This window comes from Kribbella sp. NPDC051952, from assembly GCF_040680855.1.
GTDB lineage: Bacteria > Actinomycetota > Actinomycetes > Propionibacteriales > Kribbellaceae > Kribbella.
Genome location: NZ_JBFAXQ010000043.1, coordinates 1 through 22,303, shown reverse-complemented (window position 1 = coordinate 22,303; position 22,303 = coordinate 1). Strand labels below are relative to the sequence as shown.

The window sequence follows — 22,303 nt, the reverse complement described above, 5'->3', positions numbered from 1 at the left end:
TCGGGTGACTGCTCGGGAGTTCGCCAACAGGGTTCGTTCGCGGGAGAAGCTGGTCGGTTACTGGGTGACGCTGGACGCGCCGCCGGCGACCGAGCGGATCGCGGCGCTGGGCTACGACTACGTCGTACTGGACGGGCAGCACGGTCTGATCAGTACGACGGGTCTGTTGCACGGACTGCTGGCCATCGACGCGGGTTCGGCGATCGGCTCCGGTGGGACGGTCGGGCTCGTCCGGGTCGAGGCCAACGACCCGACGCCGATCGGGCGCGCGCTGGACACGGGTGCGGCCGGGGTGATCGTGCCGTTGATCGACACGGCGGACGATGTGGCGCGGGCGGTGCGGGCGGCCAAGTATCCGCCCACCGGCGTACGGTCGTTCGGCCCGTTGCGTGCCTCGTTGCGGATCAATTCGGTGCCGGCGGAGGCGAACGCGGCGACCGTCGTCCTGGCGATGATCGAGACGCCGCTCGGACTCAAGAACGTGGCCGAGATCTGCGCTACGCCCGGCCTCGACGGCGTGTACGTCGGTCCGTCGGACCTCGGGTTGGCGCTGGGTGCTCGGTTCCCGGGCGACCCGGAGATCGCCGAGCCCTTCGAGGAGGCGCTCGAGCTGATCGCGCGGACGGCTCAGGAGGCGGGGATCGCGGCCGGCATCCACACCTTCGACGGCGAGAGCGCGCAGGCCCGGCTGGCCCAGGGCTACAGCTTCGCGACGGTGTCGTCCGACCTCAGTCACCTCGAGGCGATCGCGGCCGAGCACCTGCGGGTTGCCCGGGGCTAGGAACATCGCGGCAGTCTCCGGGGTTAGGTTCGGAAGGAGCACACCGAGGAGGCCGGGATGAAGGCACCCGAGCGAGGGGCCTTGCCGCACGCGCTGGCGGCGACGCTGGGGCGTTCGTACGGCCGGCTGACCGAGACCGTGCAGGGCTTGAGCGACGCGGACTTCGAACGCGAGACCAGATGCCCCGGCATGCCGGTCGGCCCACTGCTCGTGCATCTCCTGTACGACGCCCAGCGGGCACTGATCGCGTTCGCCAGCCCGGCGGTGGCTGAGCCGGATCGAGACTTCGTCAGCTACTGGCGGGACTTTCCGCCGCAGGACTCCGAGCCGGACACGAGCTTCGTGCGGGGTGTTGCGGCCGCCTACCGGAAGCCCGGCGTACTCGTGCAGTACTGGCGCGAGGTCTCCGAGGCGGCGGTGCGAGCGGCCGCGGCGGGCCTGGCTACGAAGGGGCACCGGATCGAGACGCAGGGCCACGTGCTGCCCGCGACCGACTTCGTCGCCACGTTGGTGCTAGAGGCAACCATCCATCACCTCGACCTGACGCTGAACTTTCCGGACGCTCCTGAGCCGGACCCCGAGGCGCTCCAGGTCACCGCTCGTACCCTGGACGGTCTCTTCGGGCCTGAAGCGTGGGACGTGATCGGGTGGGACACCACGACGTACATCCTGAAGGCCACCGGACGCCTCGGGTTGGATGACGACGACCTGGACATGCTCGGCGCGCACGCCGATCGGCTACCCCTGCTGGGCTGAGGCGAAGTACTCCTTCAGTTTCCGCGCATAGGGCTCGCGCTCGGCGTCGGTGGCGATCTCGGCGAGCGGAGCCCTCGCGTAGAGCTCGTCGCCGTCGTACCGCGGAAAGACGTGCACGTGGTAGTGCCACACGTCCTGATTACCCGCCGGCTCGTTGTGCTGTCTCGTGGAGACGCCGTCGCAGCCATAGGTGTGCCGCATCGCGATCGCGATCTCGCGGACGGCGTCGTGGACGGCATGACCGGCAGCAGCGGGTAGGTCGTAGAGGTTCTCGTGGTGCTCGGTGGGCACGACGAGAACGTTGCCGTGGTTGTTCGGCCACCACCGCGCGCTGGTGAAGGCCATCGCCAGGTCGGTGCGCAGCACGATGTCCTGCTGCTTCGACCAGCCGTCCTCGCCGCCGGCCGCAAGGTGACAGAACGGGCAGTCGTACCGCGGCGGCTCGTGGTTGAACATGCGGCTATAGGACACCGGCGAAGGGGTCTTCGAGGTCCTTCCAATCCAGGCTGGCCAGCTCGGACTCAGTCAGTAGGCAGGCGTCGAGGATGGACTGCAGGCGCGCTGGGTCCAGTCCCATGCCCGTCGCAACGACCGTGCACTCCGCGAGGTGCTCGGTCTCGGACCACTCGCCGAGCATGCCCAGGGAGGCGCTGTAGCCGGCGGACTCCCACCGGACCCGTTGGGTCGGGCGGTTGGCCAGCCAGACCACGCCGCGGCTGCGGACTACGCCGTTCACGATGTCCTCGAGTGCGTCGTTCAGCCGGGTCGGGTGCAGTGGTCGCGTCGATCGCCACAGCACGGTCGTCACACCATCCCCGCTGGGCTGTACGCGGTCGGACGACGCGAGCTCACCGGCCCACGCCTCTGCCGCGGTGAAGTCGAAGAGCTCGGTCCGCGCGACCGGTCCGGTCGGAACACCTGCCGGATCGGCGGCAACAACTGTGGTCCGCGGGTTCAGGTGCAGCAGCAGGTTGTGCAGCCGCTCTGGTGTCGGAGTGCGATGGCTGTTGGCGAGCACGCAGACATCGGCGTACTCGATCTGCCGCGCGGTCAGCTCTGCGACGTTGCGCCGGTCCGGCGGCCCGAGCGCGAGTCCACGCTCGGCCAGCAACTCATCACCGGACAACTGCTCAACCAGCAGTACAGCGTCAACCACACACGTGACCGTGTCGACCCGCAGCTCAGGCAGTGCCGCAAGCAGTGTGGTCACCAGCGGACGCGCCTCCATCGCCGGCGGCGCCGCGAGTACGACGTGATCCCACTGCGCGCGTGCGACCAGAGCCTCGAGCAGCGGGACCAGTGACTCGATCAGCTGGCACGCACCGCAGTCGTCCCCGACTGCGAACTCACCCGCGTCGATCGGACCGGAGGCGTCCTGCACTCGCCACGACAGCACGCCGCGCGCGAGCAGCTCGTCCTGGTCGACCACCACGGCGACCGTGGTGGCGTCCGTCATTGCCTCCAGCACCGGCTCGCGGAGCGTCCTGGAGAGACCGGTGAGCAGGGTCAACGGAGTCTTCATGTGGGCGGTCACAATCGACAGTATATGAAAACGGTTTTCATCAGTCCAGCGCCGGGAAAAGCCCGGTTTTCCTAGTATGGCGGCATTTTCCGCCCTTCGCGCTCCCTCAACGTGTCCCGTGTCTCATCGCCGGAGTTAACAGTTAAAGGGCCGAGGGCTGGCCGCGGCCGGAGTCGTTGCCTAGGGTCCGGAGCATGGGTGAGCCCGAGTTCGCGGACGTGCTGCGTGCGGCCATCCAGGCGCGCGGGCTGGGACTCGAGCGGATCCGGGAGCGCCTGCTGGCGAACGGGGTGTCGGTCAGTCTGGCGACCTTGAGCTATTGGCAGTCGGGGCGGTCACAACCCGAGCGACGTGACTCGCGGGCGGCGGTTGAGCTGCTGGAGGCAGTGCTGGAGTTGCCCGCCGGGACACTGTCCGCGTCGCTGGGGCCACCGCGCCGGCGCGGCCGTTGGCTGAGCACTGTGCCCAATCGGCCCGATGTAGCAGCGTTCTGGCCTCGCCCCGACGCGGTCGAGGCCGCGGTGAGCGAGGTGGATCTGCGGTGGGACGAGCGGCTGACCCGGATCAGTCAGCACGACCGGGTGTTCATCGGTCCCGATCGCGGCGAACGCTCGTACCACTCCCGTCAGGTGCTGCGGGCGGAGGCCGACGGTCCGGATCGATGGGTCGTGATCATGCACCTCGACGAGCACGACCGCGCGCTCCCGGTGATTCGTCCACTCCGGCATTGCCGCCTCGGTCGGACGGTACGGCGTCCCGCGGACGGGCTCCTGGTTGCCGAGTTGCTCTTCGACCGTCCGCTGCGCAAGGGCGAGACCGTGATCACGGAGCACGAGCTCGTCAACGTTGCGCCGTACCCGCCGGCGACGAACTACGAGCGGAAGTTCCGCCTGCCGGTGCGGGAGTTCGTGCTCGAGATCTGCTTCGATCCCGCGCGGTTGCCGGTGACGTGCACCGCGTTCTCCCAGCTGGACGACGCGGACGAGGTCGCCCGTACGGTCGACGTCGACGACGAGGTGCATGGCGTCGTACTCAACTTCGGGCCGGGCCGCTACGGCTTCCGGTGGAGCTGGGAGAAGTGAACCGTTAAGGCCCGGAAACTTAACTGTGAAAGGGCTTCTGCCGATTCCGTGCCGCTGAATCACCTCCTACGTTCGGGTCCACCGTCCCCGCCCGAACGCAAGGAGTACAACCATGAAACGGCAGTTGGCAGCAGTTCTTCTGAGCGGTGCACTGGTGGTGATACCAGGTCGCGCGGCCGCCTACTCCGATGCCGCCCCCTCCGCCGACCCACACCAGGTCTCCGCTCGCCTCGCCCCGTCACCTGGTCAGGCCGGGCGCTGGATCGACCACGGCCGCCTGACAGTGGCCGTGGTCAACGATGCGGCCGCTACGCAGGTACGAGCCGCCGGTGCGGTTCCGCAGTACGTCGGTCGGTCTCAAGCTCAGCTCGATCACCTTCTCGCGCAGGTGGACACGATTGCGCGCACGCAACCTGACCTGCAGAGCTGGGGGATCGACCCGATCAGCAACCAGGTTGTCGTCAAGTCTCGGCGTACGACCTCTGCCTTCGCCTCGCTTGGTGCCGGCGTCCGGGTCGAGCAGGTGCACACGACGTTCCGGCAGCAGTCCGGCGAGGTGAACCCGGGTGACCCGTGGTGGCCGGGCAGTGAGAGCAACTGTTCGGTCGGCTTCCCGGCGACCGACTCTGCGGGCAACAAGCACTTCCTGACCGCGGGCCACTGCACCAACGACGCCAGCCAGGCGGCGTACGGCGCGAGTGGGCAGTCCAACCGGATCGGTACGTCGAACGTCGGTGGTACCCGCAGTGTGAACGCCCGCGAGGGTGACATGGGTGTCGTCGCGGTCACCGAGCCAGGCTGGACCATCTCCCCGAACGTGAATACCTGGGGACAACCGGCCGTCACGGTCACCGGCTCGGCCGACGCGATCGTCGGCGACACCGTTTGCCACTCGGGCAACACCGCGCCGAACTGGGAGTGTGGCAAGGTCACCGCGGTCAACCAGTCCATTGACTACGGCAACGTGGTGATCGACGGCCTGACCACGACCGACGCCTGCTCCGAGGGCGGTGACTCCGGCGGTGCCTGGCTGCGTGGTGACAAGGCGGTCGGCCTGCACTCCGGCGGGAACTCGACCTGCACGCCGAACGAGGACAACTCGATCTTCCAGCCGGTCAACGAGGCCCTGGCCAAGTGGAACCTCACCCTGCTGACCGGTTCCAGCGACCCGGGCGATCCCGGCGACCCGGACCCGGGTGAGCGGACCTACGCCAACGGCACCGACTACCCGATCCGGGACTTCCAGGTGGCCGTGAGCCAGGTCCGGTCGACGGCGTCCGGACGTACGACGTCACCGGTCAAGGTGAAGGTCGAGGGCAACCACACCTGCTTGGAGGACCTCAACATCAGCGTCGTCTCCCCGAGCGGCAAGTGGTACTACCTGCAGCGGTACGGCGGGAACACCTGCCACCCGCTGCCTACGTCGAAGACGTACGACGTGCCTGCCGACGAGACTGCGGCTGGTACGTGGACGCTCCGGATCGGCGACAACGGTTATGGGGACACCGGAGCGCTGACGAACTGGTCCATCACGCTGTAGCCCGCTGGTCCGATCACGCGGGTAGCCCGCTGGTCGAGCACGCCGGTAGTCCGCGAGCGGGCGCCGGCCGGCCCCGGGGCAGGGCCGGCCGGCGCCCTCATCAGGAACTGGGTGCGCATTCTTCCGGCACTCCTGAGGAAATCCCGAGCGGTTGACGCGGATCGTCTGGTAGGTAAGGGGGTATGGCGATCGAGATCGGGCAGTACAAGGGTGGGTGGGAGGAGCTCCTGGGGCTCCTGGACATGGCGTTCTCGGCGCCGTGGACCGACGCGCAGTACGAGGCCGAGCGGAAGGTGTGGGAGCCGGAGCGGAGCTATGTCGCGCTCAACGACGGGCAGTTGGTCGGTCATACCGGCACGTTCTCGCTGCGGATGACTGTGCCTGGGGTGGCCGGGGTGCCGGTGGCCGGGGTGACGATGGTCGGCGTTGTGGCGACCCATCGGAGGCGGGGGATCCTGCGTGATCTGATGCGTACCCAACTGAACGCGGTCCACGAGGCCGGGGAGCCACTGGCCGCGCTGACCGCGAGCGAGCCGGTGATCTACGGCCGCTTCGGGTACGGACTTGCGAGCGACGCTCAAGAGATCGCCGTACCGAAGAAGTCGCGGGAGATGCGGGCGGTCGCGGGCATCGACGACGTACGGATCCGGTGGGTCGACGTGCAGGAGTCGCTCGCGACGTGTGCGGCGCTGCGCAACAAGCTCGCGGCCGAGCGGCCCGGGATGTTCCACCACGACGAGCGCTTCCAGGGGTATGCGATCAGCGACACCGTGACGGCCAATCCGGCCAACGGATCGAAGCGGCGGTGTGTGGTGGCCGAGCGCGACGGTGAGGTGACCGGGTTCGCGTACTACCGGACCAAACGGGCCGACAAGGGGTTTGTGGACGTCGACCGCGTGCATGCCGTCGACCTCGCGTCACATGCCGCGCTCTGGCGCTACCTGCTCGATCCTGACCTGCTGAGCGAGACGCACTGCGACACGCTCGCGTCGGACGACCCGCTGCTGGACCTGCTCGTCGATCCCCGTGCCCCGTCAGCGATCACCCGGGACGGCGTCTGGATCCGCCCGGTCGACGTCGCACGAGCACTCGCGGCCCGGACGTACGCGCGGGATCTCGATGTCGTACTCGCGGTCACCGACAACTTCCTCCCGTGGAACGCGGGCAGCTGGCACCTGACCGGTGGGCCGGACGGCGCCGAGTGCTCGACGACAACGCGGTCGCCTGACCTGACCATCGACGTCCGCGAGCTCGGCGCGATCTACCTCGGCAGGCCGTCCCTGGTTCGCCTCGGCCGTGCGGGACTCGTCGAGGAACACACGGCCGGCGCGCTGGCCACGACCTCGCAAGCGTTTTCCACCGACCGCCTCCCGTTCCTCGATACGGGTTTCTGATCGGCTAGCCTTCCCAGATGCAGACGCAGCGGCGGGGTGCACTGGCACTGGCCGCGATCCTGCTGGTCGGGGTCGCGGCGGGTGGGTTCGTGGTGCTCGCGTCGGCCGGTGGTTCGGTCCGGCCGGTCAGCGAGAGCACCCTGAAGTCCAGCCCGCGTGAGCTGCCCACCATCACCCCGAGCGAGTCCGTGCAAGCGCCGACACCGGTCGGACCGCCGCCCGAGCAACAGCGGAAGCCGCGGCCGGTCCCGGACTGGGTGAAGGCGCTCTGGCAGGCGTTGATCTGGATGGCGATCGCGGCCGTCGCGGTGCTCGTCGGCTGGCTGATCTACCGCGTCCTTCGCGCGGTCGAGCTCCCGCAGCCCGAGGACCAGGAGGCCGACTGGGAGCGGGTGAAGGCCGACCGGCTCGCGGAGGCCGTCGACACGGGCCTGGCCCGGATCGACTCCGGCACCGCGACCGATGCGGTGATCGCCTGCTGGGTCGCACTGGAGGACGCGTCTGCTTCGGCGGGGATCGCACGCGATCCGTCGGAGACGCCGGGCGAGTTCACCGTGCGCGTTCTTGGCGTCGGCGGCATCTCCGAGCCGCAGTTGGTGCGGCTCGGCGAGCTGTATCGCGAGGCCCGCTACTCCACCCACGGCTCGACCGAGCCGGCCCGGGCTGAGGCGCGCGCTGCTCTCCTTCGCCTGCGCGACGAGCTGGCCGTGGCCAGACGGGTGCGCGACGAAGCCTTGGCCCCCGTGACCGCGGATAGTGCGGGGGCGGAGCAATGACGTCGTACCGGTGGTCGCCGTTGGAGGAGAAGGGGCCGCCACCGGATCCGCAAGAGCGCCGGATCCGGTCGAGGCTGCGGAACAAGGTGCTGCTGCAGCATGTCGGGATCACCGTGCTCGCGAGTCTGCTGCTGGTCGGTGTGTTCGCGGCCGCGGGGATGGCGCCACGGCCGTTGTGGTTCGTCGCGGCGGCGCTGGCGATCGCCTTCGGTTCGCTGGCGATCCGGCTGATCTCGCCGCAGGTGCTGGAGACCAACTGGCCGACCCGGCACGACGAGCATCTGGCCGCGCTGCGGGCGCGGAGCGACGACAACCGGACCCAGTTCATCGCCACTTGGCTGCAGGAGTCCAGCCGCGAGCGCCGGGCCGGTGAGGGTTCGCAGACGTTCATCCGGCGGATCCGGCCGCTGCTGCTGGAGCTGTGCACCGATCGCCTCGTCCATCGCCACGGCATCGACCCGGCGCTCGAGCCGGACCGTGCGCGCGCGATGACCGGCGACCGGCTCTGGGACCTGATCACCGGCGACGACAAACGCACCGCGTCCCTCGACGAGATCGAGGCCGCCATCCACACCATCGAGAACCTGTGAGGAACTGTGACTGATCGCGAGCTGACGCTCGATGAGGTGTCCGACCTGAGCAAGCGGGTGCTGGAGCGGGTGAGCCAGGCAGTCGTCGGCAAGGCCGACGCTCTCGAGCTGGTGCTGGCCGGGATCCTCGCGGGCGGGCACGTGCTGCTGGAGGACTACCCGGGCCTGGCGAAGACGCTGGCGGCACGGTCGTTCGCGCAGGCGCTCGGGCTCGAGTTCCGGCGGGTGCAGTTCACCCCTGACCTGTTGCCGTCCGATGTCACCGGTGCGTTCGTCTACGACCAGAAGGACTCGGAGTTCGTCTTCCGGCCCGGCCCGATCTTCACCGGCCTGCTGCTCGCCGACGAGATCAACCGGACCCCACCGAAGACCCAGGCGGCGCTGCTCGAGTCGATGCAGGAACACCAGGTCACCGTCGAGGGCCAGACCTTCCCGCTGCCCGTTCCGTTCCACGTGCTCGCCACTGCGAACCCCGTCGAGTACGAAGGCACCTATCCCCTTCCTGAGGCGCAGCTCGACCGCTTCATGCTCCGCATCGGCTTCGGCTACCCGAGCGCCGAGGAAGAGTGGGAGGTGTTGCGTCGCCGGATGAGCCGCCGGACCGAAGACCAGACCGTAGAGGCCGTCACTGACGCAGCCGGTCTCCGCGCAGCCCAACGCACGGTCGAGACAGTCACCGTCGACGACACCGTCGGGCAGTACTGCGTTGAGCTCGCAGCAGCGACCCGTCGCGACTCGCAGGTCCTCGTCGGCGCATCCCCGCGTGGTTCACTCGCGCTCTTGCTGACAGCTCGTGCGTACGCCGTGATCCAGGGCCGGGACTACGTCGTACCAGAGGATGTGAAGGCTGTCGCCGTACCGGCTCTGGCGCACCGGATCACTGTGCGGCCGGAGCTTTGGCTGCATGAGGTCACTGGTGCGACCGTGGTCCGCACGGTCCTCGGTACGGTCGCGGCACCGCCGACCGTGGTCGGCGCATCCCGCTGATGAAGTGGCAACCGACCCATGCGCAGATCCGCGGGATCTGCGTGGCCGCGGTGCTGCTCGGCATTGCGGTGCTCTGGCGACGGCCGGATGCGGCGGTCTTTGGATTGCCGCTGGCGTTCGTTGCGGTCTGGGGGCGGTACTTCCGGCCACGGGAGCGGCCCGAGGTGCACACCGAGCTCGATGCGGACGTGCTGTTCGAGGGCCAGGCGACGACGTACCGGCTGCGGGTGTCCGGGTCGGTCGATCCCGATATCGACCTGATTGTGGCGGCGCTGCCCCGATCCCAATGGTTCCAGTACGACCCGCCGCAGGCTGCGATCGCGGAGCCGGTGACGGATGGTGCGGTCACGCTCGAGGTCGGTCTGCGTTCGAAGCGCTGGGGTCTGCGGGCGTTGGAGAAGCCTGCGGTTGCGGCGACTTCGGTGCTCGGCGCTTATCGGATTCAGGTGACGTCGGCTGAGCCGTTGGCCGTGACCACGTTGCCTTTGCGTGAAGGGTTCGAGGCGGTTGACGCCGTACCTCGTCCGGCTGGTCTGGTGGGACTGCATCGGTCACGGCGGCCGGGTGAGGGGACGGAGCTGGCCGGGGTTCGGCCGTTCCGTACTGGCGACCGGTTGCGGCGGATCAACTGGTCCGTGTCCGCGCGGACCCGCGAACTGCACGTCACGTCGACGTGGTCGGACCGCGACACCGAGGTGGTGATCCTGCTCGACACCGGCGGCGAGATCGGGATCAGCGAAGGAATCGACGGACGGTCGAGCAGCCTCGATACCGGCGTACGCGCGGCTGCCTCGATCGCCGAGCACTACCTGCGCCACGGCGACCGCGTTCGACTGATCGACACCGGCAACCTCGTCCGTGGCGTCCGCTCCGGCAGCGGCCGCGGCCACCTGCGCCGCATCCTCGACACCCTCGTCCACGCGGACCGCAAAGGTCGCCAGCAAGACGAAAACCAACTGGCCCGCCGCAACCGCATCAGGTCCGACAGCCTGGTCCTGGTCCTCAGCCCGCTCCTCCGCCAGGTGATGCTCGGGTACGTCGTCACCCTCGTCCACTCGGGTTGCACTGTGATCGCCGTCGACACGTTGCCACCCGACGTCGCGTCGGTGATCGACCTCGACGAACACGACGCCCGCACGTGGCCCCTCGCCTGGCGCCTCCGCCTCCTGGAACGCCGCCGAGACCTGGACCGCCTCAGCGACCTAGGCGTCCCCACCGTCCGCTGGCGCGGCGCCGGCACCCTGGACGAAGTCCTCCGAGACGCCTCCCGCCTGGCCTCAGCCCCCAGGATGCGCTCATGACCGCGAGACACGTGACAGCTGCGGACCGGGGAGTGGTGTCGTGACGGCGGCGGAGAAGATCAGTCAGTGGTTGGTGGAGGCGCGGTCCTCGGGGCGGGCCGCGCTGCTCGCCCGGTTCGTGATCGCCTTCGCGGGGACCGTGGCTCTGGTGGTGCCACCACTACAGTCGTGGGACCAAATGGATCTCATCCCGATCATCGGCGTACCAATGCTCGCCGCCACGGTGGTGTTGCCGGATTCCCTTGCAGGCTTGGTGTTCATGCTCATCGTCACCTTCGGCTGGTTCCTGCGAGCCCCCGCCGAGATCACCTGGAGCCTCGCCCTCACCGCGATCGCGTTGCTGGTGCTCCACCTGGCAACCTCATTCGCCGCCCAGGTCCCGTCGTACGCCCAGATCCACCGAGAAGCCCTCCGCCGCTGGCTGTTGCCCACAGCAATCGCCGTCCTGATCGTCCCGGTAGTAGCAGTAGCCGCCGCCCTGGTCCAAGGCGCAGCCATCAAGGGCTCCCTCCTGGTCACCGTAGGAGCCCTGGTCCTGACAACCCTCACCATCTGGTTCGCCGCTGGCCAGAAACTGACCCGCAACTAGTCAGGCGTGCAGGGTTGGGCGGTAGATGAGTTCTTGGGTGTTGCCGTCCAGGGTGCGGGTCTCGAGTAGTTCGAGGTCGAAGTCGGCTGCCCCACCGAAGATTGGGTCCACTCCGGTCTGGCCGGAGATCACCGGGAAGATCGTCACCTGGACTTGATCGACCAGGCCCGCGGCCATCAGGGAGCGGTTGAGGGACACGCTGCCGAGGGAGCGGAGGGGTACGTCGGACTCCTCCTTGAGGCGGGCGACTACCTCGACGGCGTCGCCTTTGGCGAGGGTCGCGTTCGGCCAGTCGAGGGGTCCGTCGAGTGTGGTCGACACGACCGTCGTCGGGACGCTCATCATCCGCAGATTCACCGGGTCGTCGACGTTGGCTTCCCCGGGGTTCGGGCCGAGGATCTCTAGGAACTGCCGGTACGTGTTGGCGCCGAGTACCACCCGCTGCTCCCCGGCGTACAGGGCGACGCGGCGATCGAGAAAGTCCTGGCCCGCCTTGCCCCAGTAGCCGCCCCAGTCGCCCTTCTCGTTGTACGAGCCGAAGCCGTCGAGCGTGCAGAAGATGTCGAACGTGTAGGTCGCGGTCATGATGCTCTCCTCGAGTAGGTTGCAGCGCTGTATTAGCAGCCGCACACTCTTGCTACGAACACCCCGGCCCCGATCCGACATCGCCCCAGGGCTTCCTTCGAGGAAATCCAGTACGCCGGTTGTAGCGACCATAGGGGCTTGTGGTTTCAACCCCCTTTCAACAGCTTCGGACAGTTGAGTCCGCCAGCCACGACAGCATCCGGCCCTGCGACCAGCTGCGCCCAACGCCCTCGACCCGCAGCGTCGAATGATCGAACACCGCCGTACCGATGATGCTGTGCCCAGAAGCACGCCGATCCCCAAACGTCGGCACCGCCGGCGCCACGCCAACCCCCTCCACGGAAACCCACGCCACCGCCCGATCAGTCGCCGCCTCATCGAGGCGCTGCAGAAATCGCAGACGATCCTCAAGCGAGTACGCCGACAACGCCCACGTAGTCGTGACAACCGGCAGGACGTCCGAAGGCACCCGAGCGAGCGCTTCAGGCAACACTTCGACGGCGTCACCCTGCAACAGAACCGGAGGATCCGCCGCCGCCAACGCCAACTCCGCGTCGAGCCGCGCAGCCTGCTCCACCCGATCCGGCGGCACACACGCCCGCAACCAACGCACCTCATCCGAGTCGGTCACATCAACCGGCCCACGATCGATGCCCACCCGCACGACGACCTCGGGCATCGCCCGCGTCGGAATGGCCCGATCACCCACAACCGAAGCCACCACCTGCACCGGCGACAACGGATCCCCCAACGACTGTCCGTTGCCATAGGCAACACCAACCCGATCCACGCAGAGATTCAGCCCAGCCGAACACCCCACATCAATCAACCCGACCGCCCCCGCCCCCGCCCGCCACGCAACCTCAGCAACAGCCGGATACAACACGGCCCCGTGACCAACCTCGTTACCCCGCAACGGCCGACGTACAGCGACCTCCGCAACAGCGTCAGTCATCCCCACCAACGCCTCAATCGCCGCCCCCACAGCAGCATCCCCATCCCCAGCGGCGTACGCCGCAGCCAACTCCGGCGCCCGCCCAGCAAGCGCCAGGTAATACAAAGCCGCAAACACCACCCCAGGCCGCCGCTTCCGCACCGGCACCTTCTCAATAGCTCGCAGCGCCACCTCAGACTCGCTCACCGCAACAGCAATCCGCCCATACAAAGGCGAACCCTTCGCAGCCTCACCTTCCCCAAACCCCCGGTAAACCTCGGCAACCGACCGACCTCCACCCACGAGCCCCGACCCTCCCCACAGTCGACCCCACCACCCCAACAACCCTAACGGCCACTGTCGTAGATCGCGCCGGATTCGACCCGGTGGAGTTGTTCCGGCCCGCCTTGGAACTCGCAGCCGAGTTGCTAGCCATAGTCATCTCCGCCCAGCTGGAGGGGCATGGGTGTCGAGCCCGCAGCCGGAATACCATCAAAGCGTGGTCGTGACGACAGAAGCGTTGGCTTCATTCCGGGGCGGGCAATGAGAACCGATCTCGCCGCGTTCCGTACCGAGGTGCTCTTGTCGTTCCAGAGGGCGCTCTGGGACTTGGTTACGCCAGGACTCCGGGCGGTCGCGGTGCGGCCGTCCTACCCACTGACCGAAGCTCGATTCATCTACGAGTCCGCAGGAGATGAGGAACTTCTCGTCCCAGCTGAAGCTGAAACGTACGTGCTCGCAGACTTCCGTCCACCGGTCGATGTCCGATTCACCGCAGTCTTGGTTCCACCAGACCGCGCGCGCGAACTTGGTCCTGGCGAAGAATGGGTTCATCGCCGACGAGAGCCCGAGCCACAGTAGGAGAACGGTTTGAAGCGGTGGCAGCGGCCGTGGCGTTGGCCGGCTGGCGCAGGTTGCGGCCGGCTGTCAGGTGTTCGGAGGAGGATGCGTTGACCGTCGCAGACTTGGTCATCGAGGGGGTGGATTGGCCGACGTATCAGCTGGCCGGTGGTCCTGCTTCGGACTTCGGTCGAGTCCTGGCCGAGTTCGTTGCCAGCTGGCCGCCGAGTGCGATGCAGAGTGTCTGGTCGAGCTTGGAGAATCAGGTCTTTGCACAGGACGACATCTTCACCGCCGCTGAGCCGAGCATCTCCGTGCTGTTGGCAGCGCTGATCGACGAACGCCCTCAACACGTACGCATCGCAGTACTGGACCTGCTCTTCCACCTCGTGCAGGGCGCCAGCTACCGAGCCGACGACCTAGGCAAGCGCTGCCTCCAGAACGCTGCCGCAGGAGCTTGGCTCCTTGTCGGAGAAGCCCTCACCGGCCCCCAACCAGTAACGGACGCCTGCAGAGAAATCCTCGCTATCGCCGCACCGAAATACGCCCAGTTCACCCAGCCAAATGGCTGACATCATGCCAGCCTTCCGGGCGCTCAATCTGGCCAGCCGTTGCTAGCGTGCGGTATCCGTTGGGCGGCTGTGTGAGGACCTGTGGCCACGGCTCATCTGGTGTGGCTCAACTGACCGCAGTTGCCGGGAGTGCGGTGCAGTCGACGAAGCGCGACAGCGCGTAAAGAAGCGCGGCAGCGCGCGCTCGAGGGTGGGTGGGAGCGTGCGGAGTAGGCGCGACGAAGGAGCGACTGCGGGAGCACGCGTGGGGTGGACCCGGTGCTACTCGTTGTCGTTGCCGAAGGTGGATTGGAGTTCTTGGGCCCAGGGGAGGGGGATGGCGTTGGGGCCCAGGACTTGCATGGCTGACATGACGGTTAGGAGCATGCCGGTGGCTAGGAACTCACGGGCTTCTTGTGGAGTTGCGCCGGTTAGTTCGCGGACCAGTGTGTAGATGGCGCCGAAGCGCTCTCGGACGCAGTCGCCGATGGTGCGGTCGCCGCTGGCGGAGAAGCCGTGGAGCAGGACCAGCAGGAGTTCTGGTTCGGAGAGAAGTCGCTCGTAGTTGTGGCCGAGGCTGCGGAGTTCGGGGGACTCGGCGGCGGCCTCGCGGAAGATTTGCTCGATTCGTTCGCAGACGGATTGGACCGCGGCAAGGAAGAGTTGCTGCTTGGTACCGAACAGGCGGATCACGTACGGCTGGGAGACGCCCGCCATCCGCGCGATCTCGTCGGTCTTCGTGCCCTCGTAGCCGGACGCACCGAAGGCCTGGACCGCCGCCCGCAGCACCTCCTCGCCGCGCTCAGCAGCCGTCAGCCGCACCCTGGTCGCCATGCTCACTCCTCGGTTCGTCCGACTGTTCACTTGACATGTTATCAGTGGATGCATACTTTGGTCTCACGAACTTGTTATCAGTGGATTACAACTAGGAGTAGAGATGACGTCGACCGCTCTTGATGAGCTGGAAACGCGGGCTGTGCGGACCCGGAAGTTTGGGCTCGGCGCCGTCCTGACCGCGGTGGGGATTCCCACCTTTATGGTCACTTTGGACAACCTGGTCGTGACGAACGCGCTGCCGGTGATCAAGACCGAGCTGGGTGCGTCGCTGTCCGACCTGCAGTGGTTCGTGAACGCATACACGCTGTCCTTCGCCGCCCTCCTGCTGACCGCAGCGGCGATCGGCGACAAGCTGGGCCGGCGGCGCATCTTCCTGGCCGGGATCGCGTTGTTCACGCTGGCCTCGGCGGCCTGTGCGCTGGCGACCGAGCCGTGGATGCTGATCGGCGCCCGCGCGATTCAGGGCGTAGGTGCGGCGGCCGTGATGCCGCTGTCGCTGACGTTGCTGGCCGGCGCCGTACCCGAGAAGATGCGCAGCGCCGCGATCGGAATCTGGGGTGGCATCTCCGGACTAGGCGTGGCAGTCGGTCCAGTGGTCGGTGGAGCCGTTGTCGACGGCCTCAACTGGCAATGGATCTTCTGGCTGAACGTGCCGGTCGGCGTGGTCGCCGTACTGTTCGCCGCGCGCGTCCTGACGGAGTCGAGGGGTACGGCGAAGCGCCTGGACCTGCTCGGATTGGTACTGGCGACTGCCGGCGTGCTGTCGATCGTCTGGGGCGTCGTGCACGGTGCTGACGACGGCTGGACCTCCGGTGGAGTGCTGGGCTCGCTGGTTGCCGGTGTGGCCCTGCTGGCCGCGTTCGTCGGTTGGGAGCGGCGGACCGCCGCTCCGATGCTGCCGCTGCGGTTGTTCTCCGTACGGGCGTTCAGCGTCGTGAACATCACCTCGTTCACGTTCTCGGTCGGCGTGTTCGGCTCGGTGTTCCTGCTGGCGCAGTTCTTCCAGGTCGTGCAGGGCTACAGCCCGCTGCAGTCGGGCATCCGGACGATGCCGTGGACGATGGCGCCGATGGTGGTCGCGCCGATCGCTGGTCTGATTGTTGACAAAGTCGGACCGCGCGCACTGATCGCCACCGGTCAGGTCCTCCTGGCAGTGGCGCTGGGCTGGCTCGCGCTGATCACGACCGCGACAACGCAGTACGGCGAAATGGTCCTGCCGTTCGTACTCGCGGGAGTCGGCATGGGACTGACCTTCGCGCCGGCGGCCAGCGTGGTGATGGCGAGTGCGAGCGACGCGGACCGTGGGGTGGCGTCGGGTACGAACAACACCATCCGCGAGGTGGGAGTCGCGATGGGCGTCGCCGTACTGGCGTCGGTCTTCGCGTCGGCCGGGTCCTACGAGTCGCCGACGGAGTACGCCGCCGGTCTGGTCCCCGCGGTCTGGACGGGTGCGGCGATTGTCGCCGTCGGCGCGATCGTCGCGCTCCTGCTACCGGGCCGGAAGCGCGCCGCTTAAGGTATCGGGGTGCTGGACGCTGACGACGTACGACGGATTGCGCTGTCTCTTCCGGAGACGGTGGAGAAGAAGCGGTGGGGACACCCGACGTTCGATGTGGCCGGACGGATGTTCGTCACTGTGCCGGACGACCAGACCTCGTTCGCGGTGCGGTGTCCGCGGCTGGAGCGCGAAGAGCTGATCGCGGCGGAACCCGGGAAGTTCTGGGTTCCGCCGCACGAGGCGGGTTCGAACTGGGTTCGGGCCCGCCTCGACGCGCTCGAGGACGCCGACGAACTGCACGACATCCTCGTCGACTCCTGGCGGCAGGTCGCCCCACCCGAGCTGACCTAGACCGCCCGAGCTGACCTGGACCGCCTGCGCTGCCCAGACCGCCCGAGCTGACCTAGCTGACGTTGGCCGGTGAGGCCGAGTACGTGTTGCAGGACGCCGGATTCGCATTGGTGAAGGACTTGCCCATGAAGCGCGCCTGGCTGGCCACGCTGCCGTGGTCACCCTGCTCGGGCTTGTCGCCGGCCGTGACGACCCACTTCTTCCAGACGGCGAGCATCAGGCCGTTGATCGGGTAGCTGCGCTTGTTCGCGGCCAGGAACACACCGGCGAAGCAGTTCGCCTGCAGCTCCGAGCGACGCGTCATCCGCATCTGACCCGCGTAGTCGGTCTGCTCGTACCGGAGCCGGCTGGACGCGGCCAGGATCCCGGTCATGTTCTGCACGCTGTGCCCGTACTCGTGAGCGATCGACCGCGAGTACCACATCCGTGCGTACGCCTTCGACTCCGCGTCCGGGTACTCGTTGTAGGTCTTCGCGAACACGTCGACCTTCATGTACATCATGTGGTTGCTCGGGCAGTAGAACGGCACGCTGACCGGGCCGTCGCCGCACGGTGTGGTGGTGCTCGTGCCGGACCAGTACGTCATCGCCGGCGCCTTGAACGTGTAGCCGGCCTTCGCCACCAGCGGTGCCCACGACTTGTCCAGGCAGGGCTTGATCCTGGCCCAGTACTCGGCCGCGAGGCGGGTCGTGGTCGGCCGGACGTTCGGCTCCTTGCAGTTCACCGTCCGCATCTGGCCGACCTTGTACAGCGCGTTCTTGCCCACGATCGTCGCGTCCGACGGACCTTCGGAAGGCGACTCGGTCGAGGTAGACGTCGAGGTCGGCTGCTCCGTGGGCTCCTCGGTCGGCTCCGAAGTCGGCCCCGAGGTCGGCTCCGACGTGGTGGTCGGCTCCGGCGTGTAGCGGCGGGAGCTGACCGGCGGCGTGTAGTCGTTGTCGGCGTTCTTCTTGATCACGCCGAAGATCCACGCGCCGACGATGGCCACACCGACGACGCTGAGGATCGCGATCAGCGGTCCCTTCGACTTCTTCCGCGGCCGCTGCGGCTGCCAGCCCGGCTGGAACCCGGGCCCACCCGGACCCGGCGGCCCGAAGTTGGGTCCCCAGCCGAACCCCTGCCCCTGCTGCGGCGCCATCGAGGACGGTCCGTACTGCGGAGGTACGGCGTACTGCCCCTGCGGCGGCCCGTAAGGCCCAGGCCCAGGACGCCCCTGCGGAGGACCATAAGGACCAGACGGACCGGACGGACCCGGCTGCCCCTGCGGAGGACCGTAAGGACCGGGTTGGCCCTGCGGCGGACCATAGGGCCCCGGCTGCTGCTGGTACGGCGGGTTCTGGCCGGGGGGACCGCCGAACGGTGGCTGGGACAACGCCGTGCCCTTCCTCCAGGAAATGGGCTGCCTCACGACTGGACAGCGACCTGCACAGTATCGGCAACAAATCGGGTCAGTCGCGCGGACCCCGCGCGATAGGGTCGGTCACGTGACCGAAGCGACCACCGCGGCCAGTACGCCGAACAGCCCGATCGACCAGCTCGCCGAGCGTTATCTCGAGGAGTACGTCGCCCTCCAGCCGGCCTCCGCGACCTTCATGGGGATCGCCGGCCACGATCACGAGCTACCTGACTACTCCCCGTCCGGGTTCGACGGCCTGATCGAGCTGACCCAGCGCGCGGTGACTGAGGCCCGCGCGACCGAGACCGGCAGCCCGCGCGAGGAGGTCGCCAAGGACGCGTTCCTGGAGCGCCTCGGGCTGGAGCTCGAGCGCTACGAGGCCGGTGTCCCACAGCACCAACTGAACGCGATCGCCTCGGTCCCGGCCGAGATCCGGCAGGTGTTCGACCTGATGCCGACGGCAACGGAGAGCGACTGGGAGACGGTCGCCATCCGGCTCAACCAGGTCGGCACGGCGCTGGACGGGTACCGCGACACCGTCCTCGAGCAGGCCGGTCAGGGCCGCGTCTCGGCGCTGCGCCAGGTGAATGACCTGGCCGCGCGGATCGCCAGCTGGACCGGCGCCGACGGTGACGACTTCTTCGCCGGCCTCGCCGCGCAGGCGTCGGACAGCCCGGTCAAGGCGACCGTCGAGGCTGCGGCTGCCTCAGCGCGGAAGGCGTACGAGCAGTTCGGTGCGTGGCTGACCGCCGAGCTCGCCCCGCGGGCGCCGGAGCGGGACGCGTGCGGTCGCGAGGTGTACGAGCTGGCGTCGCGCGATTTCCTCGGTGCGAAGGTCGACCTCGAGGAGACGTACGCCTGGGGCTGGGCGGAACTGGCCCGGATCGAGACCGACATGCAGACGATCGCGGCCGGTCTGAACGGCGGCGACCGCAGCATCGAGGCGACCGCCGCGCTGCTCGACAACGACCCGGCCCGCAAGATCCACGGCAAGGAGGCGTTCCGGGACTGGATGCAGCAGATGTCCGACGCGGCCGTGGTCGAGCTGGGCGGCAAGCACTTCGACATCCCGGCCGAGATCCAGACCCTCGAGTGCATGATCGCGCCGACCTCGGACGGCTCGATCTACTACACCCCGCCGAGCGAGGACCTGACCACGCGGCCCGGCCGGATGTGGTGGGCCGTGCCGAACGGCGTACAGGACTTCGCCACCTGGCGTGAGGTCACCACGGTCTACCACGAGGGTGTGCCTGGGCATCACCTCCAGTGCGCGCAGACGATGCTGCGCACGGACCTGCTCAACCGCTGGCAGCGGATCGCCTGCTGGGTCTCCGGCCACGGCGAGGGCTGGGCCCTGTACGCCGAACGCCTGATGGAGGAACTGGGGTATCTCGAGGACCCGGGCGCGCGGTTCGGCATGCTGGACGCGCAGGGATTCCGGGCGGCGCGGGTGATCGTTGACATCGGCATGCACCTGGAGCTGGAGGTCCCGCGGGACAACCCGTTCGGCTGGCGCCCGGGTGAGCGGTGGAACGCCGAGCTCGGGTTCGAGTTCCTCCGCGCCCACTGCCGGATGGAGGTCGAGTTCCTGCGGGCCGAGCTGAACCGCTATCTCGGCTGGCCCGGACAGGCACCGTCGTACAAGGTCGGTGAGCGGATCTGGCTGCAGGCGCGCGAGGAGGCCAAGCAGCGCAAGGGATCCGCGTTCGACCTGCGCACGTTCCACTCCGACGCGCTGAACCTCGGGTCGATCGGTCTCGACCCGTTGCGCCGAGCCCTCGCGAAGCTGTGAAGCCCGATCCCGTGAGGTTCGTCCTTGCCTCGTCGTCGCCGGCCCGGTTGCAGACGTTGCGCTCGGCCGGCGTCGAGCCGGAGGTGATCGTCTCCGGTGTCGACGAGGACAACATCACCGCGGAGAGCCCGGGCGAGCTCGCCCGGTTGCTGGCCACGCTGAAGGCGCGGGCGGTGATGGCGAACCTGACCGAGCACGCGACCATCCTCGGCTGCGACTCGGTGCTCGAGTTCGACGGCGTCGCGTACGGCAAACCCGGTACGCCGGACGCGGCGCGGGAGCGACTGCGGTCGATGCGCGGGCGGAGCGGCGTGCTGCACACCGGCCACTGCCTGATCGACACCAACGCGAAGGTCGAGCAGCGCGAGCTCGCGTCGACGACGGTCCACTTCGCCGACCTGACCGACGATGAGATCGACGCGTACGTCGCCACCGGAGAACCGCTCGTCGTCGCCGGATCGTTCACCGTCGACGGCCTGGGCGGCCCGTTCGTCACGGGCGTCGAAGGCGACTATCACAACGTGGTCGGCCTCTCCCTACCGTTGCTGCGCCGCATGCTCGCCCAGGTGGACATTCCGTGGCCGGCCCTCTGGCAGCTGTCGAACACCTACGAGTACGACGAAACCGTCGCCTCCACGTACGACGAGACCCGCGGCGGAGAAGCCCGCGCCGAGGCCGCGGCCCATGCCGTCCAGTCCCTCCTCCCGTCCGCCGGACGGCTGCTGGAGTTGGCCGTCGGGACGGGAAGTGTCGGCGCGGAGCTTGTTGCTCTGGGCAACCTAGTGCACGGGGTCGACCTGTCGGCGGCGATGTTGCAGCGGGCGCGGGTCCGGCTGCCCGGGCACGTTGCGGCAGCGGACGCGAAGACGCTCCCGATCGCTGACCGGCGGTGCGATGCCGTCGTGGCGATCTGGTTGCTGCACCTGCTGGAGGACAGCGAGCCGATCGTCGCCGAGGTCGCGCGCGTCCTCCGGCCGGGCGGTGTCTTCATCACCACCACCGAGAAGAGCGACGCCGGTCGGTACGCCGACGGCCGCGGCCCGAACGAGCTCCGGTCCCAGGACGCTCTGACCCACCTGGTCGCCGCGGCAGCCCGTCACGGGCTGGTCCTCGACGGCGCGACAACCTTCCCGGGCCCACGCCGTACGAACGACGAGACCCCGGTCTACCCGCTCGTCCGGTTCCGGCGGAGCTAGTGCCCTGCGTCGGAGGGCACTAGGCCTTCAGGCCGGTCTTGGCGTCGAGTTGCTGGAGTAGGTCGTGGGCGGCGAGCTCGACCGCCTTGTGGCGCCACTCCGCGGCGCGGTAGACGCAGGCGATCAGCCCGACGCGGTGGATCCGCCGGAAGTCGCCGAAGACGAAGGCGTAGCGGGCCTTGGTCTCGTCGCCCGGACCGTCGGTGAGGCCGAGGTGCCAGGCGCCGTACTCCTCCCAGCTGTGCTTCTCCAGGAAGGCGTTCTGGTCGTCCGCCCGCGGCTGCACCTCACCCCAGTCGCTGTCCAGGACGTACTGCCGCCCGTCGATCAGCTTTCGTGCGTACTCGACCGCTGCTTTGTTGACCGCGTAGTCAGCCATGGGGCCAGTGTTTACGGATGAGCGCTTGCGCGCCACTGTCCCGGGCCGGGGCGGAACGGGGTTCGCGCGTTTCGCCAGTACGTCGCCCAGTTGCTGGCCCGGTCTGGCGCAGCGGCAGGAGCGGGCGCGGCGGCCCGGGCCGCGATGACCGTGATCAGCGCGGCGAGCTCCTCAGGCGTCGGATCGCCCTTGACGACGCGAATGGTGGTCACAGGGGAATGTTCCCATGTTTCTTCGGGGGCAGGGTGTCGCGTTTGGTGCGGAGCAGGCGCAGGCCGCGGACGATTTCGGCGCGGGTCTCGCTCGGCTTGACGACGGCGTCGATGTAGCCGCGTTCGGCCGCGATGTACGGGTTCGCCAGCTGGTCCTCGTACTCGGTGATCAGCTCCTGCCGGCGGGATTCGGGGTCTTCGGCACCGGCCAGCTCACGCCGGTACAGGATGTTCACCGCACCTTGGGCGCCCATCACCGCGATCTGGGCGGTCGGCCAGGCGAGGTTCATGTCCGCGCCCAGGTGCTTCGAACCCATCAAACCGAGCCCTGCCCAACTGAGCCCGGCCCAACCGGGATCACCTCATCCGAGCCCGCTCCAACCGCGCCCGGTGACGTGCTCGGGTGGCGTGCTC

General features: G+C 68.2%; 23 protein-coding genes and 1 pseudogene. 15 read left to right on the top strand and 9 right to left on the bottom strand.

Annotated elements, in window-relative coordinates:
- Positions 1 to 4 precede the first annotated feature (4 nt).
- Positions 5 to 781 (top strand): aldolase/citrate lyase family protein, encoded by a 777-nt coding sequence (locus AB0L70_RS39805; protein ID WP_363692094.1) that lies wholly within the window; start codon positions 5 to 7, stop codon positions 779 to 781.
- Between the two features lie 57 nt (positions 782 to 838).
- Entirely contained in the window at positions 839 to 1,537 is a 699-nt protein-coding gene (locus AB0L70_RS39800) for a maleylpyruvate isomerase N-terminal domain-containing protein (protein WP_363692093.1), read from the top strand.
- On the opposite strand, the gene AB0L70_RS39795 is transcribed toward AB0L70_RS39800, so the two are convergent.
- Positions 1,520 to 1,993, bottom strand: a complete 474-nt coding sequence (locus AB0L70_RS39795) for an HIT family protein (RefSeq protein ID WP_363692092.1) — start codon at positions 1,991 to 1,993, stop codon at positions 1,520 to 1,522. The two genes, AB0L70_RS39800 and AB0L70_RS39795, sit on opposite strands and share 18 nt — an antisense overlap.
- Before the next feature lie 4 nt (positions 1,994 to 1,997).
- On the bottom strand, positions 1,998 to 3,071 hold the full coding sequence (locus AB0L70_RS39790) for a GTP-binding protein (RefSeq protein ID WP_363692090.1): 1,074 nt from the start codon (positions 3,069 to 3,071) through the stop codon (positions 1,998 to 2,000).
- A gap of 182 nt (positions 3,072 to 3,253) precedes the next feature.
- Between AB0L70_RS39790 and AB0L70_RS39785 the strand changes: the two genes are divergently transcribed.
- The 8 genes from AB0L70_RS39785 to AB0L70_RS39750 all read left to right on the top strand — a co-directional run bounded on the left by AB0L70_RS39785 (position 3,254) and on the right by AB0L70_RS39750 (position 11,318).
- Positions 3,254 to 4,141 carry an XRE family transcriptional regulator gene (locus AB0L70_RS39785; protein ID WP_363692089.1) on the top strand — a complete coding sequence of 296 codons (888 nt, stop codon included), beginning with the start codon at positions 3,254 to 3,256 and terminating at the stop codon, positions 4,139 to 4,141.
- Between the two features lie 112 nt (positions 4,142 to 4,253).
- Positions 4,254 to 5,681, top strand: coding sequence for a proprotein convertase P-domain-containing protein (locus AB0L70_RS39780; protein ID WP_363692088.1), 1,428 nt, complete (start codon positions 4,254 to 4,256; stop codon positions 5,679 to 5,681).
- 182 nt (positions 5,682 to 5,863) lie between these two features.
- Positions 5,864 to 7,075 (top strand): GNAT family N-acetyltransferase, encoded by a 1,212-nt coding sequence (locus AB0L70_RS39775; RefSeq protein WP_363692087.1) that lies wholly within the window; start codon positions 5,864 to 5,866, stop codon positions 7,073 to 7,075.
- Between the two features lie 17 nt (positions 7,076 to 7,092).
- Positions 7,093 to 7,851, top strand: coding sequence for a DUF4129 domain-containing protein (locus AB0L70_RS39770; protein WP_363692086.1), 759 nt, complete (start codon positions 7,093 to 7,095; stop codon positions 7,849 to 7,851).
- Positions 7,848 to 8,441 carry a hypothetical protein gene (locus AB0L70_RS39765; RefSeq protein WP_363692085.1) on the top strand — a complete coding sequence of 198 codons (594 nt, stop codon included), beginning with the start codon at positions 7,848 to 7,850 and terminating at the stop codon, positions 8,439 to 8,441. The genes AB0L70_RS39770 and AB0L70_RS39765 overlap by 4 nt, the downstream gene beginning before the upstream one ends.
- A gap of 6 nt (positions 8,442 to 8,447) precedes the next feature.
- Complete coding sequence (locus AB0L70_RS39760) at positions 8,448 to 9,428, top strand: MoxR family ATPase (protein WP_363692084.1); 981 nt, start codon at positions 8,448 to 8,450, stop codon at positions 9,426 to 9,428.
- Entirely contained in the window at positions 9,428 to 10,729 is a 1,302-nt protein-coding gene (locus tag AB0L70_RS39755; protein WP_363692082.1) for a DUF58 domain-containing protein, read from the top strand. Before AB0L70_RS39760 ends, AB0L70_RS39755 begins: the two co-directional genes overlap by 1 nt.
- A gap of 40 nt (positions 10,730 to 10,769) precedes the next feature.
- On the top strand, positions 10,770 to 11,318 hold the full coding sequence (locus AB0L70_RS39750) for a hypothetical protein (RefSeq protein ID WP_363692081.1): 549 nt from the start codon (positions 10,770 to 10,772) through the stop codon (positions 11,316 to 11,318).
- On the opposite strand, the gene AB0L70_RS39745 is transcribed toward AB0L70_RS39750, so the two are convergent.
- Positions 11,319 to 11,903 (bottom strand): dihydrofolate reductase family protein, encoded by a 585-nt coding sequence (locus AB0L70_RS39745; protein ID WP_363692080.1) that lies wholly within the window; start codon positions 11,901 to 11,903, stop codon positions 11,319 to 11,321.
- A gap of 157 nt (positions 11,904 to 12,060) precedes the next feature.
- Entirely contained in the window at positions 12,061 to 13,140 is a 1,080-nt protein-coding gene (locus tag AB0L70_RS39740) for a DUF2332 domain-containing protein (RefSeq protein ID WP_363692118.1), read from the bottom strand.
- A 647-nt stretch (positions 13,141 to 13,787) separates the two neighbouring features.
- Here AB0L70_RS39740 and AB0L70_RS39735 point away from each other — a divergent pair.
- Entirely contained in the window at positions 13,788 to 14,249 is a 462-nt protein-coding gene (locus AB0L70_RS39735; protein ID WP_363692079.1) for a hypothetical protein, read from the top strand.
- Positions 14,250 to 14,510: 261 nt separating this feature from the next.
- Here AB0L70_RS39735 and AB0L70_RS39730 read toward each other — a convergent pair whose 3' ends face one another.
- On the bottom strand, positions 14,511 to 15,062 hold the full coding sequence (locus AB0L70_RS39730; RefSeq protein WP_363692078.1) for a TetR/AcrR family transcriptional regulator: 552 nt from the start codon (positions 15,060 to 15,062) through the stop codon (positions 14,511 to 14,513).
- Positions 15,063 to 15,165: 103 nt separating this feature from the next.
- Between AB0L70_RS39730 and AB0L70_RS39725 the strand changes: the two genes are divergently transcribed.
- Both AB0L70_RS39725 and AB0L70_RS39720 read left to right on the top strand, forming a co-directional pair.
- A complete protein-coding gene (locus AB0L70_RS39725) occupies positions 15,166 to 16,581 on the top strand; it encodes a DHA2 family efflux MFS transporter permease subunit (RefSeq protein ID WP_363692077.1) in 1,416 nt (471 codons plus the stop codon).
- A 9-nt stretch (positions 16,582 to 16,590) separates the two neighbouring features.
- Positions 16,591 to 16,914 carry an MmcQ/YjbR family DNA-binding protein gene (locus AB0L70_RS39720; protein ID WP_363692076.1) on the top strand — a complete coding sequence of 108 codons (324 nt, stop codon included), beginning with the start codon at positions 16,591 to 16,593 and terminating at the stop codon, positions 16,912 to 16,914.
- Positions 16,915 to 16,966: 52 nt separating this feature from the next.
- Here AB0L70_RS39720 and AB0L70_RS39715 read toward each other — a convergent pair whose 3' ends face one another.
- Positions 16,967 to 18,052, bottom strand: coding sequence for a neutral zinc metallopeptidase (locus tag AB0L70_RS39715; RefSeq protein WP_363692075.1), 1,086 nt, complete (start codon positions 18,050 to 18,052; stop codon positions 16,967 to 16,969).
- Positions 18,053 to 18,398: 346 nt separating this feature from the next.
- On the opposite strand from AB0L70_RS39715, the gene AB0L70_RS39710 reads away from it, so the two are divergent.
- Both AB0L70_RS39710 and AB0L70_RS39705 read left to right on the top strand, forming a co-directional pair.
- On the top strand, positions 18,399 to 20,102 hold the full coding sequence (locus AB0L70_RS39710; RefSeq protein WP_363692074.1) for a DUF885 domain-containing protein: 1,704 nt from the start codon (positions 18,399 to 18,401) through the stop codon (positions 20,100 to 20,102).
- 11 nt (positions 20,103 to 20,113) lie between these two features.
- Positions 20,114 to 21,298: a Maf family nucleotide pyrophosphatase gene (locus AB0L70_RS39705; protein ID WP_363692073.1), complete on the top strand. Its 1,185-nt coding sequence runs from the start codon at positions 20,114 to 20,116 to the stop codon at positions 21,296 to 21,298.
- 19 nt (positions 21,299 to 21,317) lie between these two features.
- Here the strand turns inward: AB0L70_RS39705 and AB0L70_RS39700 are convergent, their stop codons facing one another.
- The 3 genes and pseudogenes from AB0L70_RS39700 to AB0L70_RS39690 form a co-directional block, all read right to left on the bottom strand.
- Positions 21,318 to 21,677: a hypothetical protein gene (locus AB0L70_RS39700; RefSeq protein WP_363692071.1), complete on the bottom strand. Its 360-nt coding sequence runs from the start codon at positions 21,675 to 21,677 to the stop codon at positions 21,318 to 21,320.
- Positions 21,678 to 21,688: 11 nt separating this feature from the next.
- Positions 21,689 to 21,889, bottom strand: coding sequence for an acyl-CoA carboxylase subunit epsilon (locus tag AB0L70_RS39695; RefSeq protein ID WP_363692070.1), 201 nt, complete (start codon positions 21,887 to 21,889; stop codon positions 21,689 to 21,691).
- Positions 21,886 to 22,209, bottom strand: a pseudogene (locus AB0L70_RS39690) (carboxyl transferase domain-containing protein); the annotation flags it as partial. The pseudogene AB0L70_RS39690 and the gene AB0L70_RS39695, both read right to left, overlap by 4 nt.
- Between the last annotated feature and the right edge of the window lie 94 nt (positions 22,210 to 22,303).